General features: G+C 72.2%; 19 protein-coding genes and 2 pseudogenes. 11 read left to right on the top strand and 10 right to left on the bottom strand.

The annotated features are described in order from the left end of the window. Nucleotides 1-7 precede the first annotated feature (7 nt). Nucleotides 8-1,846 (bottom strand): endonuclease/exonuclease/phosphatase family protein, encoded by a 1,839-nt coding sequence (locus tag ACOBQB_RS18450; RefSeq protein WP_423593082.1) that lies wholly within the window; start codon nucleotides 1,844-1,846, stop codon nucleotides 8-10. Between the two features lie 250 nt (nucleotides 1,847-2,096). Between ACOBQB_RS18450 and ACOBQB_RS18445 the strand changes: the two genes are divergently transcribed. Further along, nucleotides 2,097-3,566 carry a hypothetical protein gene (locus ACOBQB_RS18445; protein WP_423593080.1) on the top strand — a complete coding sequence of 490 codons (1,470 nt, stop codon included), beginning with the start codon at nucleotides 2,097-2,099 and terminating at the stop codon, nucleotides 3,564-3,566. A 173-nt stretch (nucleotides 3,567-3,739) separates the two neighbouring features. Further along, nucleotides 3,740-5,245 (top strand): annotated as a pseudogene (locus ACOBQB_RS18440) (alkaline phosphatase PhoX). A 359-nt stretch (nucleotides 5,246-5,604) separates the two neighbouring features. Here ACOBQB_RS18440 and ACOBQB_RS18435 read toward each other — a convergent pair. Next, a complete protein-coding gene (locus tag ACOBQB_RS18435) occupies nucleotides 5,605-6,618 on the bottom strand; it encodes a protein kinase domain-containing protein (protein ID WP_423593078.1) in 1,014 nt (337 codons plus the stop codon). A 387-nt stretch (nucleotides 6,619-7,005) separates the two neighbouring features. On the opposite strand from ACOBQB_RS18435, the gene ACOBQB_RS18430 reads away from it, so the two are divergent. Then, nucleotides 7,006-7,233, top strand: a complete 228-nt coding sequence (locus ACOBQB_RS18430) for a CarD family transcriptional regulator (protein ID WP_125512004.1) — start codon at nucleotides 7,006-7,008, stop codon at nucleotides 7,231-7,233. Nucleotides 7,234-7,329: 96 nt separating this feature from the next. On the opposite strand, the gene ACOBQB_RS18425 is transcribed toward ACOBQB_RS18430, so the two are convergent. From ACOBQB_RS18425 to ACOBQB_RS18395, 7 genes and pseudogenes are all read right to left on the bottom strand, one after another. After that, nucleotides 7,330-8,556: a TerD family protein gene (locus ACOBQB_RS18425; protein WP_423598570.1), complete on the bottom strand. Its 1,227-nt coding sequence runs from the start codon at nucleotides 8,554-8,556 to the stop codon at nucleotides 7,330-7,332. A 114-nt stretch (nucleotides 8,557-8,670) separates the two neighbouring features. Then, entirely contained in the window at nucleotides 8,671-9,660 is a 990-nt protein-coding gene (locus tag ACOBQB_RS18420) for a zinc-dependent alcohol dehydrogenase family protein (protein ID WP_423593077.1), read from the bottom strand. Further along, nucleotides 9,657-10,505 carry a carbohydrate ABC transporter permease gene (locus tag ACOBQB_RS18415; RefSeq protein WP_423593076.1) on the bottom strand — a complete coding sequence of 283 codons (849 nt, stop codon included), beginning with the start codon at nucleotides 10,503-10,505 and terminating at the stop codon, nucleotides 9,657-9,659. The genes ACOBQB_RS18420 and ACOBQB_RS18415 overlap by 4 nt, the downstream gene beginning before the upstream one ends. Then, nucleotides 10,502-11,389, bottom strand: a pseudogene (locus tag ACOBQB_RS18410) (carbohydrate ABC transporter permease); the annotation flags it as partial. The pseudogene ACOBQB_RS18410 and the gene ACOBQB_RS18415, both read right to left, overlap by 4 nt. A gap of 67 nt (nucleotides 11,390-11,456) precedes the next feature. Beyond that, the gene (locus ACOBQB_RS18405) at nucleotides 11,457-12,821 is read right to left on the bottom strand and encodes an ABC transporter substrate-binding protein (protein WP_423593074.1); all 1,365 of its coding nucleotides are present in this window, start codon (nucleotides 12,819-12,821) and stop codon (nucleotides 11,457-11,459) included. 101 nt (nucleotides 12,822-12,922) lie between these two features. Then, on the bottom strand, nucleotides 12,923-13,693 hold the full coding sequence (locus tag ACOBQB_RS18400; protein WP_423593072.1) for a DeoR/GlpR family DNA-binding transcription regulator: 771 nt from the start codon (nucleotides 13,691-13,693) through the stop codon (nucleotides 12,923-12,925). Between the two features lie 233 nt (nucleotides 13,694-13,926). Next, a complete protein-coding gene (locus ACOBQB_RS18395) occupies nucleotides 13,927-14,736 on the bottom strand; it encodes an NAD-dependent epimerase/dehydratase family protein (RefSeq protein WP_423593071.1) in 810 nt (269 codons plus the stop codon). A 233-nt stretch (nucleotides 14,737-14,969) separates the two neighbouring features. Between ACOBQB_RS18395 and ACOBQB_RS18390 the strand changes: the two genes are divergently transcribed. The 3 genes from ACOBQB_RS18390 (at nucleotide 14,970) to ACOBQB_RS18380 (ending at nucleotide 18,723) form a co-directional block, all read left to right on the top strand. Beyond that, a complete protein-coding gene (locus tag ACOBQB_RS18390) occupies nucleotides 14,970-15,935 on the top strand; it encodes a 5-dehydro-4-deoxyglucarate dehydratase (RefSeq protein ID WP_423593070.1) in 966 nt (321 codons plus the stop codon). Beyond that, on the top strand, nucleotides 15,932-17,101 hold the full coding sequence (locus ACOBQB_RS18385; protein ID WP_423593069.1) for a hypothetical protein: 1,170 nt from the start codon (nucleotides 15,932-15,934) through the stop codon (nucleotides 17,099-17,101). The genes ACOBQB_RS18390 and ACOBQB_RS18385 overlap by 4 nt, the downstream gene beginning before the upstream one ends. A 269-nt stretch (nucleotides 17,102-17,370) precedes the next feature. After that, nucleotides 17,371-18,723 (top strand): S28 family serine protease, encoded by a 1,353-nt coding sequence (locus tag ACOBQB_RS18380; RefSeq protein WP_423593067.1) that lies wholly within the window; start codon nucleotides 17,371-17,373, stop codon nucleotides 18,721-18,723. Here the strand turns inward: ACOBQB_RS18380 and ACOBQB_RS18375 are convergent. After that, complete coding sequence (locus tag ACOBQB_RS18375) at nucleotides 18,698-19,906, bottom strand: MFS transporter (RefSeq protein ID WP_423593066.1); 1,209 nt, start codon at nucleotides 19,904-19,906, stop codon at nucleotides 18,698-18,700. The two genes, ACOBQB_RS18380 and ACOBQB_RS18375, sit on opposite strands and share 26 nt — an antisense overlap. Before the next feature lie 184 nt (nucleotides 19,907-20,090). On the opposite strand from ACOBQB_RS18375, the gene ACOBQB_RS18370 reads away from it, so the two are divergent. From ACOBQB_RS18370 to ACOBQB_RS18350, 5 genes are all read left to right on the top strand, one after another. Then, entirely contained in the window at nucleotides 20,091-20,684 is a 594-nt protein-coding gene (locus ACOBQB_RS18370) for a TIGR03086 family metal-binding protein (protein WP_423593065.1), read from the top strand. A gap of 141 nt (nucleotides 20,685-20,825) precedes the next feature. Next, complete coding sequence (locus ACOBQB_RS18365; protein ID WP_423593063.1) at nucleotides 20,826-21,653, top strand: HAD family acid phosphatase; 828 nt, start codon at nucleotides 20,826-20,828, stop codon at nucleotides 21,651-21,653. 165 nt (nucleotides 21,654-21,818) lie between these two features. Then, a complete protein-coding gene (locus tag ACOBQB_RS18360; protein ID WP_423593061.1) occupies nucleotides 21,819-22,568 on the top strand; it encodes a CPBP family intramembrane glutamic endopeptidase in 750 nt (249 codons plus the stop codon). A gap of 13 nt (nucleotides 22,569-22,581) precedes the next feature. Beyond that, complete coding sequence (locus ACOBQB_RS18355) at nucleotides 22,582-22,926, top strand: PadR family transcriptional regulator (protein WP_423593059.1); 345 nt, start codon at nucleotides 22,582-22,584, stop codon at nucleotides 22,924-22,926. Beyond that, nucleotides 22,923-23,687 (top strand): hypothetical protein, encoded by a 765-nt coding sequence (locus tag ACOBQB_RS18350; RefSeq protein ID WP_423593058.1) that lies wholly within the window; start codon nucleotides 22,923-22,925, stop codon nucleotides 23,685-23,687. The genes ACOBQB_RS18355 and ACOBQB_RS18350 overlap by 4 nt, the downstream gene beginning before the upstream one ends. Nucleotides 23,688-23,762: the final 75 nt, after the last annotated feature.

Raw genomic sequence — 23,762 nt, 5'->3', positions numbered from 1 at the left:
GTCCCGGTTACGGCTCGAAGCGCAACACCTGCGGGTCGTGATCGCTGTTCTGCTCCGTGAACTCCGCGTTGATGTGCACACTGTCGTAGGAGAAGTCGTCCTCGTCGCCGACCCCGGGGCTGGTCAGGATCTGGTCGAGGACCTGCGAGTTGCCCTGGTAGACGTACGAGTAACGCTCGCTCTTCGGCAGCGACGTGACGGCCGCGCGCAGCGCCCCGCCGTCGGTGAGGGCCTTGGTGGTCGCCGAGAACTCGAAGTCGTTGATGTCGCCGAGCACGACGACGTCCGCGTTCCGCTCGACCTCGCGGATGTCCTTCACGAAGCCGTTCACGGCCTGCGCCTGCCGCAGCCGCTGGGCCTCCGAGGAGCGCACCGGCGGCTGGTGATGCGAGGTGAGTCCCTCGTCGCCGCCCTTGGACCCGAAGTGGTTGGCGATGACGAAGACCGTGCGGCCGCGGAAGACGAACTCGCCGGCCAGCGGCTTGCGGCTGTTGGCCCACGCCGCGTTCTGCGGGTCGATCCGGCCGGGGGAGTGGCTCAGCGCGGCGCGCTTGCCCGACCGTACGACCTCGGTGGCCGTCGTCGCGTCGCCGCCCGCGCGCTCGGTGAAGGAGACCCGCTCGGGATTGAAGAGGAAGACCTGGCGGATGTTGCCGCCGGGCTCGCCGCCGTCCTTGTTGTTCGCCGGGTCGATGGAACGCCACGCGTAGCGCGGCCCGCCCGCCGCGACGATCGCGTCCGTGAACTTCTTCAGGGTCGCGCCCGCTGCGACCGTGCCGTCGTTCTTCGCGCCGTTGTCGTCCTGGATCTCCTCCAGGGCGAGGATGTCGGGCGAGGCGAGGTTCGTCACGACGGCCCCGGCCAGCGCGTCGAACTTCGTCTGTGGGTCGGTCGGGTCGAGGTTCTCGACGTTGTACGTGGCCACCGCCAGCTCGCTCTTGGCCTGGCGCCGCGTCTTCTCCCGTACGAGACCCTTTTCGCGGAGGTCCCCCAGCTCACGGGCGACGAGGGTGTAGCCGCCGAACTGGTTGAAGTCCAGGGGCCCTTCGGCGCCGCCCTTCAGGACGTCACCCACGTTCGCCTTCGGGAAGGGGTGCTCGGAGACGGGCGCGAGCTGCTGGATCTGGAGCCGCCCGCCGTTCTGCGCGTCGTAGGAGCCGTAGACGGTGCCGCCGCGCCGGGTGCGGTTCTCGTGCGGCTTCACCGTCACCCACAGCTCGTTGTACGCGTCGGTCGCCCCGACCACGCGTGAGCTGCCGACCGCCACGTTCATGCCCTCCAGGGACTCGTACAGGTCCAGGGCGTACGTACGGGGCTTCAGCGGCAGGCCGTTGACGCTGTTGTCCTGCGCGGGGTCACCGGCGGGCGCGTACCGGGCGGGCACGGACTTCGCGCCGAGCCGGACGGGGGCGGGCACCGCGTTGCCGGACGACTCGACGGTCACCGTCGGCTTGGTGATCTGCGTGAGGGACTGGTTGCCGGACTTGGTGCCCCCGGGGACGTACTCCCCGACCGTCCCGGAGACCCGGACCGCGTCGCCGGGCTCGACGGTGAGTGCCGCCGAGCCCGTGTAGACGAAGACGCCCTCGCTGGTGGCCGGGTCCGCGTCGGCCTCGGCGGACTGGATCCAAAAGCCCTTGGAACCGTGGCCGCGGACGCCGGTCACGATGCCGAGCACGTCCGTGACCTGCTGCCCGGCCAGCGGCGAGAGCCGGGTCGTGCCCTGGATGTCGTGGATACGGACCTCGTCGGCCGAGGCGGCGGGCGAGGAGACGGCGAGCAGACCGGCCGCGAGGGCGGTGGCGGTGGCGGCGCTGACCAGGACGGTTCTCGGTATGTGGGGCATCAGGGAACTCCGGATGAGGGAAGGGAGGGAACTGAGGGAAACGCAGCGGGCGAGAGGCGTCCCGAACAGGCGCTCTACGCGCGTCAATCTCGTGTGTGACCAGGGGAGTTGTCAAGGTTGAACGGGTGCCCAATGCCCGTACGCCTTCTGACAGGGACATGAACCGGGCGGCATACGGCCAAATCCGTCTAGGCTTGCGCCTTGCCGACCCGTACCCTCGGCGCCCGCACCCCCGGAGGAGAACCAGCCGATGTCCGTAAGCCCCGCCACCCTGCCGCCGGTGCTGCTGCACTCCGAAGCGGAACTCGCCCGGGCGGCGCTCGCCACACCGCTGCTCTCCCGCGCTGTGCGGCTCGCCCGCTGGGCCGGCCCCGAGACCAGGGTCGGTGCGGGCGGCGAACTCGAGGAGGCGCAGCTCCCGGCGGCCGCCGCCGAGCTGGGCCTCGCAGCGGACGACCCCGACGCGGCGGCCCACGCGAGCGAGGCCTGGCGCATCGCCGTGGACACCGGCCTGGTCGAGGTCACGGACGCGGAGGAAGGTGAGGGGGCGGGTGCGGAGGGCACCGTCACCCAGGGCGAGGAGCTCGCACTGCTCTCCTCCGGCGGTCCCCAGGACGTCCTCGGCATCTGGCTCGGCGCCCTCGACACCGTGTACGGGGACGCCACCGTGCCCGACATGGAGGACCTCCTCGACGTCCTGGAGGAGAACGGCGAGGTCGACTTCAGCGAACTCGGCTGGGACCCGCAGGCCGAGGCCGACTTCCTGGACGGCGTCCTCGGCAACCTCTACCTGCTCACCGTGGGCGACGCCGCGGGAGGCGAGGGCCCGGTGCCGCTGCCGGCGCTCGCCGCCTCGATGATCGTCCCCGACGACATGGGCGAGCCCACGGACGACGTCCTGGAGCAGGTGTCGGACGCGATGATGAAGCTCGACGACCAGTTCCGCCTCTTCGAACCGCTCGGCCTGGTCGAGTACCAGCCGGTCGACGAGGCCCTCATGGCGGAGATCGACGAAACGGGCCCGGTGGCCGAACCCGCGCCGGTCGACGACGAGGACGTCACCCGCTACGGCATGGTGCGGCTCACCCCGCTGGGCCTCTACGGCATCCGCGCCCGCATGCTGGAGGCCGGCGTCGACGCGCCCGCCGTCGGCGAACTCGCCGACAAGGGCGCGGACGTGCTCCTGGAGGGCACCTCCGGCTTCCCGCAGGCCGCCGCGCAGGCCGAGATCGAGCTGTGGCTCGCCCGGCAGCAACCGCTGGACGCGGCACGGGAGTTGCTGGCCGCGGCGCGCGGCGGCGACGAGGGCGCGCCGCTGCGCAGGCTCCGCTGCCAGCAGGCGCTGTCCCTGGCCGGCGGCGAGGCGGAGCCCGCGCTGCGCGAGGTGCTCGACGACCCGGAGCTCGGCGGGCTCGCCCGGGTGTGGCTCGCCGAGCACGGCGCCGCCGATGTGCCGGCGCCGTCGGAGGCGCTCGTCTTCTGGCTGACCATCGACACGATCGCCGCGCAGCTCGCCGCCGAGGGCAACTCCGATGAGCTCCAGGGCCTCGTCGAGGGCCTCGCCCAGCAGCACAGCGGTTTCTTCGCCCAGGCGTGGCGGGTGGAGCATCCCGCGACGGCGGACGTCCTGGAGGCGATGGGGCGGCTGCACCCCGACAAGAAGGTGGCGAAGGAGGCCCGCAAGGCGGCCTTCAAGGCGAGGTCGCAGCAGGGGCTGTGACCGAGCGGGCCGACCGGTGAGCGGGGGCCGCCCCGCTCACCGGAGGACGCAGGTTCACGGAAGGTGGCCCTTTGGCGTAGGGCGGCGTTCAAGCGCCGTTCAAGCGGGGGCGGGACGGTTTCGCCGACGGCAGCCCGGTCGTACGCATCCGCCTTCGCGCCTCAGGAGAAACCATGTCGCTCACCCGCAGGGACTTCACCAGACGCTCCGCGATCACCGGGGCGGGGGTCTCCCTGGCCGGCAGCGTCGGCGCGCTCGCCACCGCGCCCGGCGCGCTGGCCGCCACGGAGACCGACGACATCGAGGCGGGCACGGGCGCGGACGCGGACGCGTGGGGCCATGGACATCACGCTCCCGGGTACGGGCCGCTGGTCCCGGAGCCGAAGGGTCTGCTGGCCCTGCCCGCCGGTTTCTCGTACCGCGTCCTCACCCACAGCGGGAAGACCAGGCTGGAGAGCGGCGAGTACACGCCCTCCCACCACGACGGAACCGCCGCCTTCGCGGGCCCGCGCGGGACCACCCTCCTGGCCAACAACCACGAGCTGAGCGGCCCCCGCACCAAGTGGAAGCACCCCGTCCCGCTCACCGAGGGGCTGGTCTACGACCCGGCCGCGTCCGGCGGCTGCACGGTGGTGGAGGTCCACCGCGACGGACGGGTCGCCAACGGGGTCTCCCCTGCTCGAACGTAGTTGAGAGCTTGGGGAAGGGTGGGCATCGCCGGCACCGCCACCAACTGCGCCGGTGGCAGCACTCCCTGGGGCACCTGGCTGACCTGCGAGGAGACCGAGGACAAGGCCGGCCAGAACGGCATGACCAAGGACCACGGCTACGTCTTCGAGGTCGACCCCGCGGACCGGCGGACCAACCGCGCCCCCAAGCCCATCAGGGCGCTGGGCCGCTACGCCCACGAGGCCGTCGTCGTCGACCCGAGGCGCGGCCACCTCTACCTCACCGAGGACGCCTCCAAGCCCGATGGCCTCCTCTACCGCTGGACCCCGCCGCACGGCTTCGAACACGGTCGCGGCAGGCTGCGCGCCCTCGCCGACGACGCGGGCGTCCTGAAAGCGCCCAAGTGCTTCGACTCCGGCGGCCGCTTCGTCGACGACCTGTCGCGCGCCACCAAGATCGGCACGGTGTACGGCGTGGACTGGGTGGAGGTGCCCGACCGCGAGGCGCGCACGGTGCCCGTGCGTGAGCAGTTCGACGACGGTGACATCACGCGTGCCCGCACGCTCGAAGGCATGTGGTGGGGCGACGGCGGCGTCTACATCGTGGCCTCCTTCGCCCGCGGCGAGAGTCCCGTCCAGCACGACGGCCAGGTGTGGTTCTACCACCCCGGCCGCCGCACCCTCACCCTGAAGGTCCTGCTCGGCGTCAACCCCGACCCGGACCGGGACGGCGCCCTGGACGGCCCCCACAACATCACGGTCTCGCCATACGGAGGCCTGGTCGTCGCGGAGGACGGCGACGGCGTCCAGCACCTGTTCGGCGCGACGGAGCGCGGCCGTACGTACCCGATCGCGCGCAACGAACTCAACATCGGCACGGCGAACGCCCCGAAGTACAGCGAGTTCGCGGGCGTCACCTTCTCGCCCGACGGCAGGACGCTGTACGCGAACATCCAGTCGCCCGGCATCCTCCTGGCGATCACGGGCCCATGGAAGCGCCACCACCGCTGAGGCCCTCCGGGGCCGGCGGGAGGGCGGTGCGGGGTAGGCGCGTGGCGTATGCGGCCGGTGGCGGTGTGGGCCGGGCAGGTGGCCGATACAGGCGGTCGCCCGCCCTTGGGCGGCAGCGGCGCTGAAGGCTCTACGGGGCCGGGGCCGGGGCCGGGGCGAGGGCGGTGCGTGGTGTGTGCGGGCCGTCGCCGATCGTTCTGTGCGGCGGGAGCGGTCGCCGTGCTGCTCCCTGGGGGCGCGTGGTGTGTGCGGTCCCCGGGGCGTGGGCTGGAGGTGTCGCCGGGCGGGGGCTGGGGCCAAAGGGGTGTCGGGTGGGAGGGGCGGCCGTGGTCGGGCGGGCGTGAGGTTCCGTCCGGGGGTCACCTCCAGAGGGTGCGGGGGTCCGTCGGGGCGGTGGCCGGGGCGGCCGGCTTCTCTCGTGGGGCGACGCCGAGGGCGCCGAGGATGCCGAGTTCGGCAGCCGCCGCGTACGGATCGCCCGGGTCCCGGGGTTCTCCGCCCTCCGTCGCCCATCCCAGCAGCTCCGCGATCTCCTCCTCCTGTACGCGGATCAGGTCGGCGACCGGTTCCGTCTCCCACCACGGGGGCGCGGCCGCCCGCCCCGCGCACCAGGCCAGCGTCTCCGCGACCGACGGGCGTTCCGCGGGGTCGCGGGCCAGGCAGCGGCCGAGGAACCAGGGCCAGGCGGCCCCTGGCACACCGAGCAGGTCCGGCTCCTCGTGCAACGTGCGGGAGAGCACCTCGGGCGCGCGCCCCGAACCGAACGGTCCACGCCCGGTCGCCGCCACCGCGAGGACCGCGCCGAGCGCGAACACATCGGCGGCGGGCCCCGGCCGGGCGCCCCCCGACAGCAGCTCGGGGGCGAGGAAGCCGGGCGAGCCGAGGGCCCGGCCATCCGCCGCGAGGCTCCCGGCGGCCGCGCGCTTGGCGACGCCGAAGCCGAGGAGTTTCGGGCCGTCACGGGTGATGACGACGTTCGACGGCTTCACGTCACCGTGCGGGCCACCCGCCGCGTGCACGCCCGCGAGAGCCTCCGCGAGCGCCGCGCCCAGCGCGCCCAGCCCGGCGTCGCCCAGCGGACCGCAGGTCGCCACCGCCTCCGGCAGCCCGGGACCCGCGCAGAACTCGATCGCCACCCACGGCTCCTCCGCGTCCGGGCCGGCGTCGAGCACGGCGGCCGAGTACCGGCCGGTCACGGCGCGCGCGGCGGCCGCCTCACGCCGGAAGCGCTCACGGAACCCGGGATCGGCCGCGCACCGCGCGTGGACCGTCTTGACGGCGACCGGCTGCCCGGACGCGGACCGCGCGAGATGCACACGGCCCATGCCGCTCTCGGCGAGCAGCGAAACGATCCGGTACCCGCCGACGTCCACGGGGCTCCTTCCAGCGGGCCCGGGCGGGCCCCTTTCGGCGACAGGACGGTCGGTCGGTCTTGTCGGTCTGGCGGTCTTGTCGGTCCGGCGGTCGGTGCGACGCCTGTGAGGCATCGTACGGTCGCGGCCACCGCGCCTCCGGCACGCCCGGTCGGTCTCGGCGGCGGCTGCCTCGTACGAGTGAAGAGTGAAGGGTGACGGCCACGGCGGGCCGACGGTGTGTCACCGAATGTGTACGGAACGTCATCGCCGCGCCGTACTCCGGGCGCTTCCAGGGCCCGCGAGGGCCCTCGTCGCCGGGGTTTGTGTGTCTGTTGCATACCGATGTGAGGGCGGTGTGAGCTCGGAGCATGGTGCGTCGGGCGTCCGGGGGCGCATACTTCGAATATGACGAGGCCCGCCGGCTCGCGCCGCCACCTGCCGAACAGTCCCTTCAACGTGCCCGCTCCGCCCGCCCCACCCGTAGAGCAGTTCGCCGTGGGCGACCGGGTCTCCCACGACCAGTACGGCCTCGGGAGGATCGTCGGCGTCGAGGGAGAGGACGCGGTCGTCATCGACTTCGCGGGCCGTCAGGGACGGTTCCTGAGTCCCTACTCGAAGCTCGCCAAGCTCTGACCCTCGAAGACCTGACCCGACACACGTGAGGGGCGGCGGACCGCGACGCGCGGCCCACCGCCCCTCACGCATGTGCGCCCACCGCGCCCATCGCGCCTACAGCGCCTGGGCCGCCGGCTTCACCATGCCGCGCACCGTACGCGACTTGACGAACTGCCCCATACCGGTCATGTCCCACTCGCCGCTGAACTGCTTGATCAGCTTGGCCATCATGACGCCGGTCTGCGCCTCGGCGTTGGTCAGGTCGAAGCGGACCAGCTCCTCGCCGGTCGCCGCGTCCATCAGCCGGCAGTAGGCTTTCGCGACCTCCGTGAACTTCTGGCCGGAGAACGAGTTCACCGTGAAGACCAGGCCCGTGACGTCCTGCGGGAGGCGCCCGAGGTCGACGACGATCACCTCGTCGTCACCGCCGCCCTCGCCCGTGAGATTGTCACCGGAGTGCTTGATCGCGCCGTTCACGATCGAGAGCTTGCCGAAGTAGCAGCTGTCGATGTGGTTGCGGTTCGGGCCGTACGCGATGACGGAGGCGTCCAGGTCGATGTCCTTGCCGCGGAACGCGGGCTCCCAGCCGAGGCCCATCTTGACCTGGGAGAGCAGCGGCTTGCCGCCCTTGACCAGCGACACCGTCTGGTTCTTCTGGAGGCTGACCCGCCCCTTGTCGAGGTTGATCTTCCCGGCGCCGGGGGCGGGCGCGGCGGGAGCCGGGGGAGCGACGGGCGCGGCCGGGGCGGCCTGACGCGGGTCGGCGACCGGCGGGGGCGGCCCCTGGACCGGCTGCCCCACCGGCGGAGCCATCGGAGCCGCGGGTGCGGCGGCCGGGGCCGGGGCGGGCTCCTCGACCGAGACGCCGAAGTCCGTGGCGATGCCCGCGAGGCCGTTCGCATACCCCTGGCCGACCGCGCGGGCCTTCCACGCGCCGTTGCGCAGGTAGATCTCGACGATCACCAGGGCCGTCTCGGTGCCGAGCTGCGGCGGGGTGAAGGTGGCGAGCACGGAACCGTCGTCCGCGTTGCGAATGGTGGCGGTGGGCTCGATGCCCTGGAAGCTCTGGCCCGCCGCGTCCGGGCTCGCGGTCACGACGATCTTCTCGATGCCGGACGGCACGGCGGCCGTGTCCACGGTGATCTTGTCGGGGGTCGTGCCACCCCCCGACTGGTACGTCACACCAGGCCCCGAGGGCTGGTTGAAGAAGATGAAGTCGTCGTCGGAGCGCACCTTGCCGTCGGCGGTGAGCAGCAGGCCCGATACGTCGAGCCGCACCGGAGCGGCGACGTCCACCGCCACGCGGGCGGCGGTCAGCGGGATGTTCGAGCCGGGGGTCATAGCTGTCATGCCAGGGGTAACGAACGACCCCGCTTTGCCGTTCCCTTACCCGGCCAAGGTTTTTCCTGGCTACCCGGGCAAGGTCTTTCCCGGCCATGCCCGTCCGGCATCGGATCACGGCACGACGACGATCTTGCGCCCGAGGCCCGCCGCGAACTGGTCCAGCGCCCGTGGGTAGTCGTCCAGCGGCAGCCGGTCGCTGATGAACACCTCCGGGTCGAGCACCCCCGCCGCGAACAGCTCGGCCGCCCGCTCATAGCTGTGCAGGACGGCCATCGAACCGGTGATGGTGATCTCCTGGTTGTAGATGCGGTACGGGTCGACGGTGACGCGCGTGGCGTAGTCGGCGACGCCGAACTGGAGGAACGTGCCCGCCTTGGCGACCCGGTCCAGGCCGTCCTGGATGGCGGCCGCGTTGCCCGTCGCGTCGATCACGACGTCCCAGCCGCCCGGCCGGTCCAGTTCGTCGGCGCCGGCCGCCGACGCCGAGACACCGAGCCGCCGCGCCGTCGCCAGCCGCTCAGGGTTGAGGTCGACCACGTCGACGCTCGCCGCGCCGGTCCGCTTGGCGAGCTCCAGCATCATCAGGCCCATCGTCCCGGAGCCGTAGATCAGGACGTGCGCGCCGAGCCGTGACCGCAGGACGTCGTAGCCGCGCACCGCGCAGGACAGCGGCTCGATGAGGGCCGCGTCCTGAGTGCGTACGTGATCGGGCAGGCGTACGCAGTTGGCGGCGGGCGCCACGGCGAACTGGGCGGCGCCGCCCGCCGTGGTCACCCCGATGGCGGCCCACCGCTCGCACAGGTTGCCCCGCCCGGCCCGGCAGTAGCGGCACTCGTGGCAGTGCAGCGAGGGGTCCACGGCGACCCGGTCACCGGCCGCCGGTTCGCGCACGTCACGGCCGAGGGCGACGACGGTGCCGGCGAACTCGTGGCCGGGCACCACCGGGAGCGTCGGCGCGAACTCGCCCTGGCGGATGTGCAGGTCGGTGCCGCACAGGCCGCACGCGGCGACCTCCACGACGACCTCGCGGGGCCCCGGCGTCGGGTCGGGCACCTCGCCGACGACGACCTTGCCCACCGACTCGACGATCGCGGCCTTCATTTCACGGCTCCCAACGACAGGCCCTGGACCAGCTTGTCCTGGGCGGCGAACCCCGCGGCGAGCACCGGCAGGGAGATCACGAGCGACGCGGCGCACACCTTCGCCAGGAACAGGCCCTGGCTGGTGATGAAGCCGGTCAGGAAGACGGGCGCGGTCTGGGCGACGACGCCCGTGAGCACCCGCGCGAAGAGCAGTTCGTTCCAGCTGAAGATGAAGCAGATCAGGGAGGTCGCGGCGATGCCCGGCAGGGCGATGGGCGCCACCACGCGCGCGAGGACGGTGGGCAGCCGCGCCCCGTCGATCTGCGCGGCCTCGATGACCGCCTTGGGTACCTCGGCTAGGAAGGACTGCATCATCCACACCGCGATCGGCAGGTTCATCGAGGTGTAGAGGATGACGAGCAGCCAGATGTTGTCCAGCAGGCCGGTGTTCTTGGCGAAGAGGTAGAGCGGCAGCAGGCCCGCCACCACCGGCAGCATCTTCGTGGACAGGAAGAAGAAGAGCACGTCCGTCCACTTCTTCACCGGTCTGATGGACAGGCCGTAGGCGGCGGGCAGGGACAGCATGAGCACGCACAGAGTCGAGACGAGCGAGGCCACGGTCGAGTTGATGAGCGAGGGCCAGGGGCTCGCGCCGCCGCCCGCGCCGAAGAACTCGCGGTAGCCGTCGAGGGTGAGCGAGGCGGCGAGCGAGGGCGGGTTGGTGGCGGCGTCCTCCTCGGAGTGGAAGGAGGTCAGCGTCATCCAGGCGATGGGCAGGAAGAACAGGATTGCGGCGAGCCAGGCGGCCAGACCGAGGCCGACACCTTTGGCGCTTTTGGCACCTTTGGTACGTACGTTGCTCATGCGCGGGAGGCCTCCTCACGGAAGAGGGACGACACGACCCGCAGCGCGAAGGTCGCGATGACGAGGGAGCCGAGGACGACGAGCACGCCGGCCGCGGAGGCCAGGCCGTTCTCGTGCGCCTGGTAGAAGCTCTGGTAGACGGTGTAGGGCAGGTTGGCGGTGCCGAGGCCGCCCGAGGTGAGCGTGAAGACGGCGTCGAAGTTCTGCACGATGTAGATCGAGCCGAGCAGCGCGCCCAGTTCGAGGTAGCGGCGCAGGTGGGGCAGGGTCAGGTGGCGGAAGACCTGGCAGTCCCCGGCGCCGTCCATGTGGGCCGCCTCGATCAGCTGGGGGTCACGGCTCTGCAGCCCCGCGAGCAGGATCAGCATCATGAAGGGCGTCCACTGCCACACCAGGGAGGCTGCGACGGCCGGCAGCGGGGCGTTCGAGATCCAGTCGGGCTGCGCGGCCCCGTCCCCGCCGATCCAGTGCAGGAGGCCGTTGAAGAGGCCGTACTCGGGGTTGTAGAGCACGTGCTTCCACAGCAGCGCGGCGGCCACCGGCACCAGCAAAAACGGCGCGATCAGGAGCGTGCGCACGAGGCCGCGCCCCTTGAACCGCCGGTCGAGGAGCAGCGCGAGGACGAGCCCGAGGACCAGGCTCGCGAGGACGACGGAGGCCGTGAGCAGGATCGTGGTCAGGACGGACTCGCGCAGGTCGGGGTCGGTGAGGACCTCGGAGTAGTTGCCGAACCAGGTGAAACTGCGGGCCTGCGGGTAGAGGGCGTTCCAGTCGAAGAAGGAGATCACCAAGGTGGCCACGAACGGCAGCTGGGTCACGGTGATCATGAAGATCAGGGCGGGCAGCAGCGGCGCCCTGGTGGCCCAGGCGCGCAGCCGGCCGGGGTTCCCGGGGCCTTGGCGGCGGGCACGCGCGCGTGGCCGACGGGCGCGGCGCTGGAGGCGGTGGCGGTCATCGTCCCTCGTACTCCTTGGAGATCTTCTCGGCGAGCCGCTGGGACGTCTCCAGGGCCGCGTCGACGGACTGGCGCCCGGCGATGGCCGCGCTGATCTCCTGGGACACCTTGGTGCCGAGGTCGGTGAACTCGGGGATGCCCACGAACTGGATACCGGGCGCGGGCCGCGGCTGCACGCCCGGGTTGCCGGGCCTGGCGCCCTCGATGGCGGCGCGGGTGACATCCTGGAAAGGGGCGGCTTCCTCGCGGTAGGCGGGATTCGCGTACGTCGAGGTGCGTTTGCCCGCGGGGACGTTCGACCAGCCGGTCTTCTCGCCGACGAGCCTCTCGTACTCCTTGCCGGACGCCCAGGAGATGAACTTCCAGGCCTTGTCCGGGTTCCGCGAGGTCTTCTGCATGCCCCAGGCCCAGGTGTAGAGCCATCCGGAGCTCTCCGTCCGCGCCACCGGGGCGGGTACATAGCCGATCTTGCCCTTGACCGGGGACGTGGCGGACTCCAGCGAACCGGCGGCGGCCGTCGCGTCGTACCACATGGCCGTCTTGCCCTGCGTGAGGTTGTTGAGGCACTCGGCGTAACCGGACTGGGCGGCACCGGCCTGGCCGTGTTCGCGCACGAGGTCTACGTAGAAGCGAGTCGCCTTTTCAAACTCGGGGGAATCCAGGCGGGCCTTCCAGTCCTTGTCGAACCACGTGCCTCCGAAGGTGTTCACCACGGTCGTCAGCGGCGCCATCAGCTCGCCCCAGCCCGGCAGACCGCGCAGGCAGATGCCCTTCATCCCCGGCTCCTCGCCGTCCACCCGGGCGGCGAGCTTCGCCACCTGCTGCCAGGTGGGGTGCTCGGGCATGGTCAGGCCCGCCTTCTTGAAGACGTCCTTGCGGTACATCAGGAAGGACGACTCTCCGTAGAAGGGCTGTCCGTAGAGCTTGCCGTCCTCTGCGGTAAGGGACTGCCTCATGGGCGGCAGGATGTCCTTCTCGTCGTACGCCGGGTCCTTGCGCGCGTACGAGCCGACCTCGTGCAGCCAGCCGTTCCTGGCGTAGATCGGTATCTCGTAGTTGCTCAAGGTGGCGACGTCGTACTGGCCCGCCTGGTTGGCGAAGTCCTGGCTGATCTTGTCGCGGACGTCGTTCTCGGGCAGGACGGTGAAGTTCACCTTGATGCCCGTCTCCTTGGTGAAGTGGGCGGCGGTGAGCTTGCGCAGCTGAAGCATCTGCGGGTTGTTCACCATGAGGACGTTCAGGGCGTCGCCTGAACCGGCCCCGCCCGCACCGGCCCAGCAGCCGGCGAGCAGCGGGGCGAGCAGCGTCCCTGCGGCGGCCGCGGCGAGCGCGCGCGGCCTCCGTCGGCTCGGGGTTCGCATGAAGTGCTTCTGGACTTCGAAGGACGATTACGGATGTCTACGGATGTTCCGGGCGTGCCCGAGGCGTACGGGGGCGTTGCGTGTCGCGTGGCGGGGAGCCGTCAGGCGCGGACGACCTGAGGGCCCAGGAGGGAGTAGCGGTGCGCCTCCGAGGCGGGCAGGCGGTTGCTGGTGACGACCGCGTCCAGGTCGGCGACGCCCGCGAACCGGCAGAAGCTCGTCGCGCCGAACTTGGTGTGCACGCCCGCGAAGACGGTGCGCCGCGATGCTCTGATGGCCTGCGCCTTCACCTCGCTGACAGCGGGATCGGGGGTGGTCAGGCCGTGCTCGCGGGAGATGCCGTTGGCGCCGATGTACGCCAGGTCGATGACGAACCCGGCCAGCATCTTGGTCGTCCAGTGGTCGACGGTGGCGAGCGTGCCCGGCCGCACCCGCCCGCCGAGCAGCAGCACGGTGACGTGCTCGGCCTCCGCGAGGGCGCCCGCGGTGGCGAGCGAGGCGGTGACCACGGTCAGCGGGCGCCCGGCCGCCGCACCGGGCAGCGCCTCGGCGATCAGCTGGGGCGTGAACCCCTCGTCGACGAAGACGGTCTCGGCGTCGCCGAGCAGCTCGGCAGCGGCGGCGGCGACGCGCCGCTTCTCCGGTACGTGCATGGTGGTGCGGAAGGCGAGGGTGGTCTCGAAGCCCGCGCTCTCCACGGGGTAGGCGCCGCCATGGGTACGGCGGACCAGGCCGTGGTCCTCCAGGGCGCGCAGGTCGCGGCGGACGGTCTCCTTCGCGACGCCGAGCTGGGCGGCGAGCGCCGTCACGTCGACGGAACCGGAGTGGCGGGCCGCGTCGACGATCCGCCGCTGACGTTCCTCCGCGGTCATCGGCGCCACCCTCTTCCCCTGGTCAAGCCCCCGGTCAGGGGCGTGCCTCGCGTGCCCGTTCGGGCCTGTGGGGAAGTTCTACCGCCCGGCCGGGGGCGGGACCAGGTGCGCGGCGGGCCCGATGCTGCCCGTTTGTGCCCGTTCGGCGGGGCGGTGGCCTGTGGTGCGGGCGGTGGCCCTGCCCGTTTCGGGGGTGCGCGCCGCCCGTTCGCCGCCCGGGACGGGGCAGGGCGTCAGTGCGGCCACACCGGCGGACGGGTGCAGAAGTGGCCGCCCAGGTGGGCGTGGTCGGGGTTGCCGGGGTCCAGTTCGCCCTGCTCGGCGATGAGTTCGGCCGCGTACTGCTCGGAGTCGTCCTGCGGGTCGTAGCCGAGCGCGCGGGCCGAGGAGAGGTCCCACCACAGGCGGGTGTTGGCGGACGAGCCGTAGACGACGGTGTGCCCGACGTCCTGTGCGGTGAGCGCCGCGTGGAAGAGCCGTGCGCCGTCGGCGGGGCTCATCCAGACGGACAGCATCCGCACGTTCGACGGCTCGGGGAAGCACGAGCCGATGCGGACCGACACGGTCTCGATGCCGTGCTTGTCCCAGTAGAACTGCGCGAGATCCTCGCCGAAGGACTTCGACAGGCCGTAGAACGTGTCGGGGCGGTGCGGGGTGTCGACCGGGATCAGCGGGTCGTCGCCCCGGGGGCGGGGCGTGAACCCCACCGCGTGGTTGGAGGAGGCGAAGACGATCCGCCGCACGCCTTCCTCCCGGGCCGCCTCGTAGAGGTGGTACGTCCCTTCGATGTTGGCCTTGAGGATCTTGTCGAAGGTGGTCTCCAGGGAGATGCCCGCGAGATGGAGGACCGCGTCGACCCCGCGCACGGCCTCGCGCAGCGCCTCACGGTCCGCGAGGTCGGCGACGATCGCGTCCGGCTCGCCCTCGATGGCGCGCATGTCGAGCAGGCGCAGCTCGTGGCCGTGGGCCGGCAGGAGCCCGCGCATCAGCGTGCCGAGGCCGCCTGCGGCGCCGGTGAGCAGGACGGTGCGGGGAGCGGGCATGCGGAGTCTCCTCGTCGTGCGGCCGTATGTATGTGCGTACAGGATTCACATTCATGGACAACCTAGAAATCGCTGTCGCGTCGCGTCAAGGGTGCCGTGTGGACCCCGGAGGCGGTAAATCCGCCCGTGCGTAAGCAGTTCCTCCGCTTGACCGGGCCCCAAAGGGCGCCCTAGCGTGAGCGTGTTCAGAGATATGGACGCAAATCAGAAACGTGCACGCTTAGGGAGAGCCCGTGACGCCAGCCCCTCTCGCTTCCCGACTCCGCGTCCCCAGCGGGCCGTTGTTCTTCCCTGTCACCGCGTTCGGACCGGACGACTCCGTCGACCTGGACGCCTTCCGCGCCCATGTGCGCGGCGGCGTCGAGGCGGGCGCCGCGGCCGTCTTCGCCTGCTGCGGCACGGGCGAGTTCCACGCCCTGACCCCGGAGGAGTTCCAGGAGTGCGTCGCCGCCGCCGTCGAGGAGGCGGCGGGCCGGGTGCCCGTCGTCGCCGGCGCCGGGTACGGCACCGCGCTCGCCGTGCGGTACGCGCGCCTGGCCGAGGAGGCGGGTGCCGACGGGCTGCTCGCCATGCCGCCCTACCTCGTCGTCGCCGGGCAGGAAGGGCTGATCCGGCACTACACCGAGCTCGCCGCCGCCACCTCCCTGGACGTCATCGTCTACCAGCGCGACAACGCCGTCCTCACCCCGGAGACGGTCGTCGCGCTCGCCCGCGCCGAAGGCGTCATCGGCTTCAAGGACGGCCTCGGCGACATGGACCTGATGCAGCGCACCGTCAGCGCCGTGCGCGGCGAAGTGCCTGGCGACTTCCTGTACTTCAACGGCCTGCCGACCGCCGAGCTGACCGGCCTCGCCTACCGCGGCATCGGCGTGCGCCTGTACTCCTCGGCGGTCTTCTGCTTCGCGCCCGACATCGCGCTCGCCTTCCACCGGGCGTTCAACGCGGGGACCGCTGACGGCGACGCCACCGTGAACCACCTCCTGGACGGCTTCTACCGGCCCTTCGTGGAGCTGCGCGCCCTCGGCCGCGGCTACGCCGTCTCCCTTGTCAAGGCGGGCGTGCGGCTCGGCGGTCTCGACGTCGGCCCCGTGCGCCCGCCGCTGCACGAGCCCGCCGCCGAGCACGTCAAACGCCTGGCCGAACTCGTCGAGCGGGGCAGAAAGCTGCTGGGGAGCGCGCATCCGGGGGCGGGCGCGTGAAGGCCGCCGCGTTCCTCTACCCCTGGGACGTCGTCGGCGACCCCGGCGCGCCCGCCCGCCTCGCCGCGCACGGCGTCCGGCAGGTCACCCTCGCCTCCGCCTATCACTCCACGCGCGCGCTGACCCCGCGCCACCCGCGCCACCGGATCGTCACGGCCGCGCACGCCGCCGTGCTCTACCCGCCGGGCGAGCGGTGGCAGGGGCGCGCGCTGCGGCCGTACGCCGCCGGGGAGTGGGCGCCCGGCGACGCCTATGGCGAGGCCGCGCGGGCGTTGCGAGCCGCCGGGCTCGACGTGCACAGCTGGGTCGTCCTCGCCCACAACTCCCGCCTCGGCGAGGAGCACCCGGCGACCTCCGTCGTCAACGCCTACGGAGACCGCTACCCCTGGGCGCCGTGCATCGCGCAGCCCGCCACGCGCGCGTACCTCGTCGACCTCGCCGCGGAGGCCGCCGTGCGTCCCGGTACCAGCGGCACGGAACTGGAGTCGTGCGGCTGGTACGGCCTCGCGCATCTGCACGCCCACGACAAGACCGCGGGCGTCGGTCTCGGCGAGGCGGGCCAGTATCTGATGTCGCTCTGCTTCTGCGCCTCCTGCCGCCAGGGGTACGCCGGCAGGGGCCTCGACCCCGACGCGCTCGCGGCAGCCGTCCGCGACGCCCTGGAGCCGTTCTGGCGCGGCCGGGCAGAGGACACGGGGAGCTGGCCGGGCGTCGAGAAGCTCATCGGCGTGGAGCGGGCGGCGGCCACGCGCGCGTGGCGCGAGGAAACGGCCCGCACCCTCCAGGAGGCCGCGATCGGCGCCGTCCGCGCGGCGGCTCCGCCGGGCTTCCAGGTGCTGCTGCACGCGGACCCGGTCGCGTACCACTGCGGGGCGAACGCGGGCGTCGACCCGGCGCACATCCTCGGCTCGGCCGACGGCGTGGTCGTGCCGTGCACGGGCGGCGCGAGGTCCCTGACGCCGTTCGCGGACCACGCGAGGGACGACACCGTGCTCGCCGCCAACCTCACCGTGGTCGCCGGCATGGGCGGCAGCCCCACGACCCTCACCGCCGACGCGACCCGGGCGGCAGAGCTGGGCGCCACGGAACTGCGCCTCTACCACGCGGGGTTGGCCTCGGACGCCGACCTGGCGCATGTGGCGCGGGCTCTGTCGGGCCGGGAGTGAGCGACCTCGCGCACGCGGTGCAGGCTCTGTTCCGGCCCGGCGTGAGCGCCCTCCCGCACCTCGTCCTGGCCCCGCCCGGCCCGGCGTGAGCGACCTTCCGCACGTTGTCCGGGCCCTGTCGCGCCCGGCGTGAGCGCCGCTACGATCCGCGCACCACGACCGCCGGCGGTACCGGTGACCACCACAACCGCCGCCGGTGCTACCGGGGGCCACCACCATCGTCCCCGGTACCAAGGGACACAGGGACACAGGGACACAGGGAGGCAAGGGTGCGCAACAAAGGCATATCCGTGCTGGTCTGCGCGGGACTGACGGCGGGTGCCGCGGTGCTCGGCGGTGCGGCGCCCGTCGCCGCACAGGCCACCGCGGCGGCCCCGCAGGGCGACGCGGCCGACGCCGTCCGTGAACGCCTGGAGAAGATACCGGGCATGAAGGTCGTCTCCGTCGCGGACAAGGAGGGCCACCCCCTCTACACACTGACGTACGTCCAGCCCGTCGACCACGCGAAGCCCCACGGCGCCACCTTCACGCAGCGCGCCACGCTCTGGCACAAGTCCACGGACAAGCCGACCGTCCTCTACACCGGCGGCTACACCCTCCCCGGCGGCACCGCCTCCCTCACCCGGCTCGTCGACGCCAACCAAGTCGGCGTCGAGCACCGCTACTTCGGGCCCTCACGGCCGACGGGTGCCGCGGCCGACGACTGGTCCAAGATGACCGTCCAGCAGGAAGCCGCCGACGAGCACCGCCTCACCCGGGCCCTGCGCACCATCGAGAAGGGCAAGTGGCTGGGCACCGGCGCCAGCAAGGGCGGCATGACCGCGGCCTACCACGAGCGCTACTACCCCGAGGACCTCGACGCGGTCGTCGCGTTCGTCGCGCCCAACGACGCCAACAACCGCGACGACAGCGGCTACGAGCGATTCTTCAAGACGGTCGGCACCAAGGAGTGCCGGGCCGCGCTGAACGCCGTGCAGCGCGAGATGCTCGTACGCCGCGACACGCTGCTCCCCAAGTTCGAGGCGGACGCCAAGGCCAACGGCGACACCTTCGAGGAGACCCTCGGCACCACCGACCGCGCCTACGAGTTCGCCGTCCTGGACCAGGTGTGGAACTTCTGGCAGTCCGGCACCGCCGCCGACTGCCCGACCGTGCCCGACGCGAAGAAGGCCACGGACGACCAGCTCTACGACTGGTCGACGAAGCACGGCCTGAGCGTCTACCGCGACGAGGACCTCGGCACCAACGGCTCGGGCCCCTACTACCATCAGGCCGCCACCCAACTCGGCTGGGCCGACCTGAAGTTCAAGCACCTCAAGGGCGTCCGCCACTACCCGGACATCTACCAGCCGAACTCGGTGCTGCCCGCCGCCATGCGGGGCACGTACAGCAACAGGACGATCGCCGACGTGGACCGCTGGGTGAAGACCCGCGGCGAGCGCATGATGTTCGTCTACGGCCAGAACGACCCGTGGAGCGCCGAACGGTTCACCCCGAGCCACCGCGACTCCCACCGCTACGTCGTGCCGGGCGCGGGCCACGGCGCGTCGATCGCCAAGCTCCCCGCCGCCGAACAGGCGGAGGCCGTCGCCACCATCAAGCGCTGGGCCGGCGTGAAGTAACCCGCCCCCGACGCCCGGAAAGCAGGGGCGCGGCGATCAGCAGCCGCGCCCCCGCGAGGACCGGCAGCAGGACGCGGACGTCGACGCTCTCCACGAGCGCCGCGCCCGCCGCGATGCCGAGCGCGGTCGGCGTGAACATCAGCGTGCTGGCGGTCGCCGCCGCCCGCCCCAGCAGCGCGTCCGGCGTCTCCCGCTGCACCGCCGTAAACCCCGCGATCAGCACGCAGGGCAGCCCGACGCCGTTCGCGAGACTCCCCGCGAGGACCGCCGCGTCGCTCGGCAGCGCGGTCAGGGCCGCCGACACACCGGTCAGCGCGATGCCCGCGCCGCCGAACCGCCACGCCCCGAAGCGCCGCACCAGCGCCCCCGAGGCCACGCCCACCGCCACGGAGCCGGCGCCCTGCACGACGTACAGCACACCCGTGTACGCGGGCGAGTGGCCGAGCCGCTCCACGATCGCGTAGACCGTCGCACCGCTGATCCCCGAGGTCAGCATGGTCAGGCCGCCCGCCACCACCAGCGGCCGCAGCCGCTCGTGCCCCCACAGGTACCGGGCCCCTTCCGCCGTACGGGCCCGCAGCGAGGCGCGCTCACGCACCGGAGCGGCCTCCCGCACCCGCAGCAGCGCGTACATACCGGCGGCGAGTACGAACGTGACGGCGTCCAGGAGCGCCACCCGGGCGCCCCCGTACGCGGCGAACAGGCCCGCCCCCGCGAGCGGCGCCACCAGCTTCATGCCCTCGTTGGCGGACATCCGCAGGCCGTTGAAGTCGCCGAGCAGTTCCTTGCCGACGGCCGTTGGGACCAGGGCGGCCTCCGCCGCGTCCGTGACGACGCCGCACGCCCCGTACACCGTGAGGACGGTGAAGAGGATCCACAGCCGTGCGGCGGAGTCCACGGTGAACAGGGACAGGAGCAGGGCGCCGAGCGCGAGGTTGGCGCCCACCAAGAGCGGTTTGCGGCGCGTGCGGTCGGCGAGCGTGCCGAGCAGCGGGCCGATCACAGTGGGCGCCCACAGGGCCAGCTGGCACAGCGCGGCGAGCCCGTCGGAGCCGGTCAGCTCCTTCACCCAGATCCCGGAAGCGAGCCACAACGCGGAGGTCCCGAAGCCGGAGACCACCACCGCGCCCAGATAGAGGCCGGCGTCGCGGTCCCGCAGGACGCGTCCGATCGTCGATGTCATGCCAGGTGATGCTGGTTCCTAAGGCGCCCGGAGCGGAATCGGGCGGTTTCCTTAAGGAGGCCGATGAGTTCGGGGCGCGCGCACGGTCCACCAGGGGAGACGTACCGAGAACGCCGCCTCAGTCCGCGAACCCCCGTCCGCGAACCTTGGTCCGCAGCCCTACGCAGCCCTTATGGAGGCCCCCATGACCGACGACCACCTCGACCTCGCCCCGCAGGCCCGCCTGGTGGCGCGGCTGGCCGAGCACGTCACGGACGAGCAGCTCGGGGCGCCCACCCCATGTCCCGAGTACGCCGTGCGCCATCTGCTCGGCCATCTGATCGGCCTGGCCCAAGCCTTCGAGCAGGCGGCGCGCAAGGAGTTCGGGCCGACGCTGGACCAGGACCCCGCGAACCTCATGCCGGACGTCGGAACCGGCTGGCGCGACGAGCTGCCCAAGGCCCTGGACGCCCTCGCCGAGGCGTGGCGCGACCCGGCGGCCCGGCAGGGCATGACCCGGGCGGGCGGAGTCGACCTGCCCGGCGAGGTCGCGGGCCTGGTCGCCCTCGACGAACTGGTCGTCCACGGCTGGGACCTGGCACGGGCCACGGGCCAGGAGTACGTGCCCGACGAGGCGAGCCTGGAGGCCGCGCGGGCGCTCCTGACCCCCACGGGGGAGGAGGGCGAGGAGTCGGGCGGCCTGTTCGGGAAGCCGGTGCCCGTGCCGGAGGGCGCGCCTCTCCTGGACCGGGTGATCGGCCTGAGCGGCCGCGACCCGGGGTGGCGGCCCGCAGGCTGACGCTCCACGTAAAGGTTTCGGCCAGGTGCCAGGCGCCAGGTATGGATCAGGTAAAGGGTCGGCTCACAGTCTCCCCAGACCGGGGTTGATGCGCGTAGACAGGCGGTGACCTGCCCGAACCCTGATGCGGAGACGCAACATATGCGGAAGTCCCTACGCCTGGCCGGCATGGCCACGGCTTGTACAGTCGCCGGTGCCGCCCTCTACGCCGCCGGAGCCGCCGGTGCCGACCAGGCCCCGCCGCGCCCCACCAAGGAGCCCCACAACATAGGCCTCCTCGTCGGCGAGATCGACGCCTACTACGGCGCGACCAAGGGCGCCGACGGTGTCTGGAAGGCCTCGCCCGACAGCCCCTACGCCAAGGACCTGGCCCGCATCCAGGCCAAGGCGAAGAAGGACATCAGGAAGGCCGCGCGCGAGGCCGGCCACGATCACGGCCAGGATCAGGGCCACGGCCGCGGTCACGGTAAGAAGCCCGCGATCGTCCTCGACGTCGACGACACCGCGCTGCTCAGCCTCGACTACGAGAAGGCCACCAACTTCACGTACAACAGCGACAGTTGGGACGCCTACGTCAAGGCGGCCAAGCGTCCGGCCGTCTTCGGCATGCCGGAGCTGGTGGCGTACGCCAAGAGCAAGGGCGTCGAGGTCTTCTTCCTCACCGGCCTCGCCGAGTCGCAGCGCGAGGGCGCCGTGACCAACCTCGCCAAGGCGGGCTACGCCACGGAACTCGACCGCGCGCACGTCTTCACCAAGGACAAGACGACCCCCCCGGCATACCTGAGCCACTGCGCCACGCCCGCCGCCTGGAAGTGCGACACCGTCCAGTTCAAGGAGGGCACTCGCCGGCACATCGAGTCGACCGGCTACAACATCGTCGGCAGCTTCGGCGACCAGCTGTCGGACCTCGCGGGTGGCTACGCCGACAAGACGTACAAGCTCCCGAACCCGACGTACTACGTGGGCTAGGTCCTCTCCGCCCCGCTCGGGTCCGTGCTCGGCTTACCGAGATAGGTTGCGTTCCTGACTAGGTAGCTCTACGGTCTAGGTAGCTCAGACGCTCATGGGGTCGCGGGCGCGTGCCACGGCAGAACGGCACACGTCCGCGGTCCCTTCGGGAAGGGGGACCCCGCCATGACCATCTCGCCGGACATCTCGCCGGACTTCTCACCCGCCGCCACGGCTCTCACAGCCGCGCTCGGCGCCTATCTGCTGGTCGGGGAACCCCTGCTCGGCCGCCGCATGTACGCCTCGCTGGCCCGTCGCCGCGCCACCGAACCGGGCGCCCTCGTCCGCTACTTCCGCCTCCAGCTCGGGCTGTGGTGGGCCCTCGCCGCCCTCGCGGCCGCGGCGCTGCTGCTCTCGCCGGGCGTGGCCGCCGCCGACCTCGGCATCGCCTCGCCCGACAAGCCCGCCGTCGTCGCGGTCGGCGTCCTGCTCTGCACGGTGATCGCGGTGACGTCCGGGCGCGCGCTCCGCGACCTCGACCGGCAGGGCAAGCACGTGCCGGGACGTGCCGCCATCGAGGCCATGCTGCCGGGCACGCCCCGCGAGCGAGCCCTCGCCGTCGCCTTCGGCGTGACCGACGGCGTCTGCGCCGAGTTCGTCTACCGCGGCCTGCTCATCGCCTTCGGCGTCGGCGTCCTCGGCCTCCACCTCTACGCCGCCGCGGCCCTCTCCGTGCTCGTCTACGCCGGCGCCGGGTACTACCAGGGCCGCCGGGGACTCCTCGTCTTCGGCGTCTTCGGCGCGCTGCTCAGCGGCCTCTACCTCGCCACCGGGAGCCTGCTCCTGCCCATCGCCCTGCATGTCGTCCTCAGCGTGCGCGACCTGACGACGCTCACCCCGCCGACGCCGTCCGCGGCGCCGCTCACCGTCAACTGAAGGGCAGGGGAACGTGACCGACCGCCGCGCCAGCTGGTTCAAGGGCGTACTCGACCTCCTCGTGCTCGCCAGCCTCACCGACGGCGAGAGCTACGGCTACGAGATCGCCAAGCTCCTCGGAGCCGCCGGCTTCGGACAGATCAAGGGCGGCACGCTCTACCCCGTGCTGAACCGCCTGGAGGAGGCGGGCCTGGTCGCCGCCGAGTTCCGCGCCGCCGAGAAGGGGCCCGGCAGGCGCTACTACCGGCTCACCGACGCCGGGCGCGAGACCCTCGGCGAGCAGGGCGGCCTGTGGCTCGCCTTCGACACATCCGTACGCGAGCTCCTCGCGAAGGCAGGAGTGGAACCGACCCGATGAACACCCGGTACGAGCAGGACAGCTACCTCACCGACCTCGCCGAGCGGCTCCTCGCGCACGGCCTGCCCGCCGACCGCGTCGAGGCGACCGTCGCGGACCTGACCGCGCACCTGGAGGAGTCGGGCGCCGAAGACGCGGAGGCGGAGTTCGGCCCCGCGGCGGAGTTCGCCCGGCAGCTGGCCCCCGAGGCCGCCGCCCCCGACGGCCCGCCGGAGGGACACGTCGAGACCTGGCGCTGGACCGCCGACACCCACGTCGACGAGGAGCTCCTGAACCGCTTCGGCGACCAGGGCTGGGAGGTCGAGCGCGTCGACGCCCTCGGCCGCTTCGTCAGCCACCGGGACCTGGCGCGGCCCCAGCGGTGGGAGTACCGCAGGGAGCTGATCACGCGCGGGCGCGAAGGCCTGGACGAACGCCTCGCCCCCGACGGCTGGGAGGCGTGCGGGACCTGGGTGATCTACGCCTGGTTCAAACGCCCCAAGGCGGCCGGCCTCGGCCCGGCGGCGGAGATCGCCGCGCCCCCGCCGGCGCCGGAGCGGTCGAACTTCCTCAGCCGGAAGTTCTACGCCCTGCTCGCCGTCCTCGGGGCGGCCGTGGTGCTGGGCGGCCTCGGGTCCGCGCTCGACGACGATGACGCGGGCACGGGGCTCGGCTTCGCGGGCGGACTGCTGGCCGGAGCGTGCGTGCCGTTCGGACTGATCGTCGGTTGCCGGCTGTGGACGGACCGCCGTAAGCGCTGTCCGTGGGTACGTAAGCGCTGACCGTGCGTACGTGGGTACGTAAGCGCTGACCGTGCGTACGTGGGTACGTACGCATGAAAGGCCCCGGGGGTGCAC

Origin of the sequence: Streptomyces sp. G5(2025) (assembly GCF_049542075.1) — a bacterium.
Lineage (GTDB): Bacteria > Actinomycetota > Actinomycetes > Streptomycetales > Streptomycetaceae > Streptomyces.
Note: the sequence above shows the minus strand (reverse complement) of the source record. Positions and strands in the feature narration are given on the sequence as shown.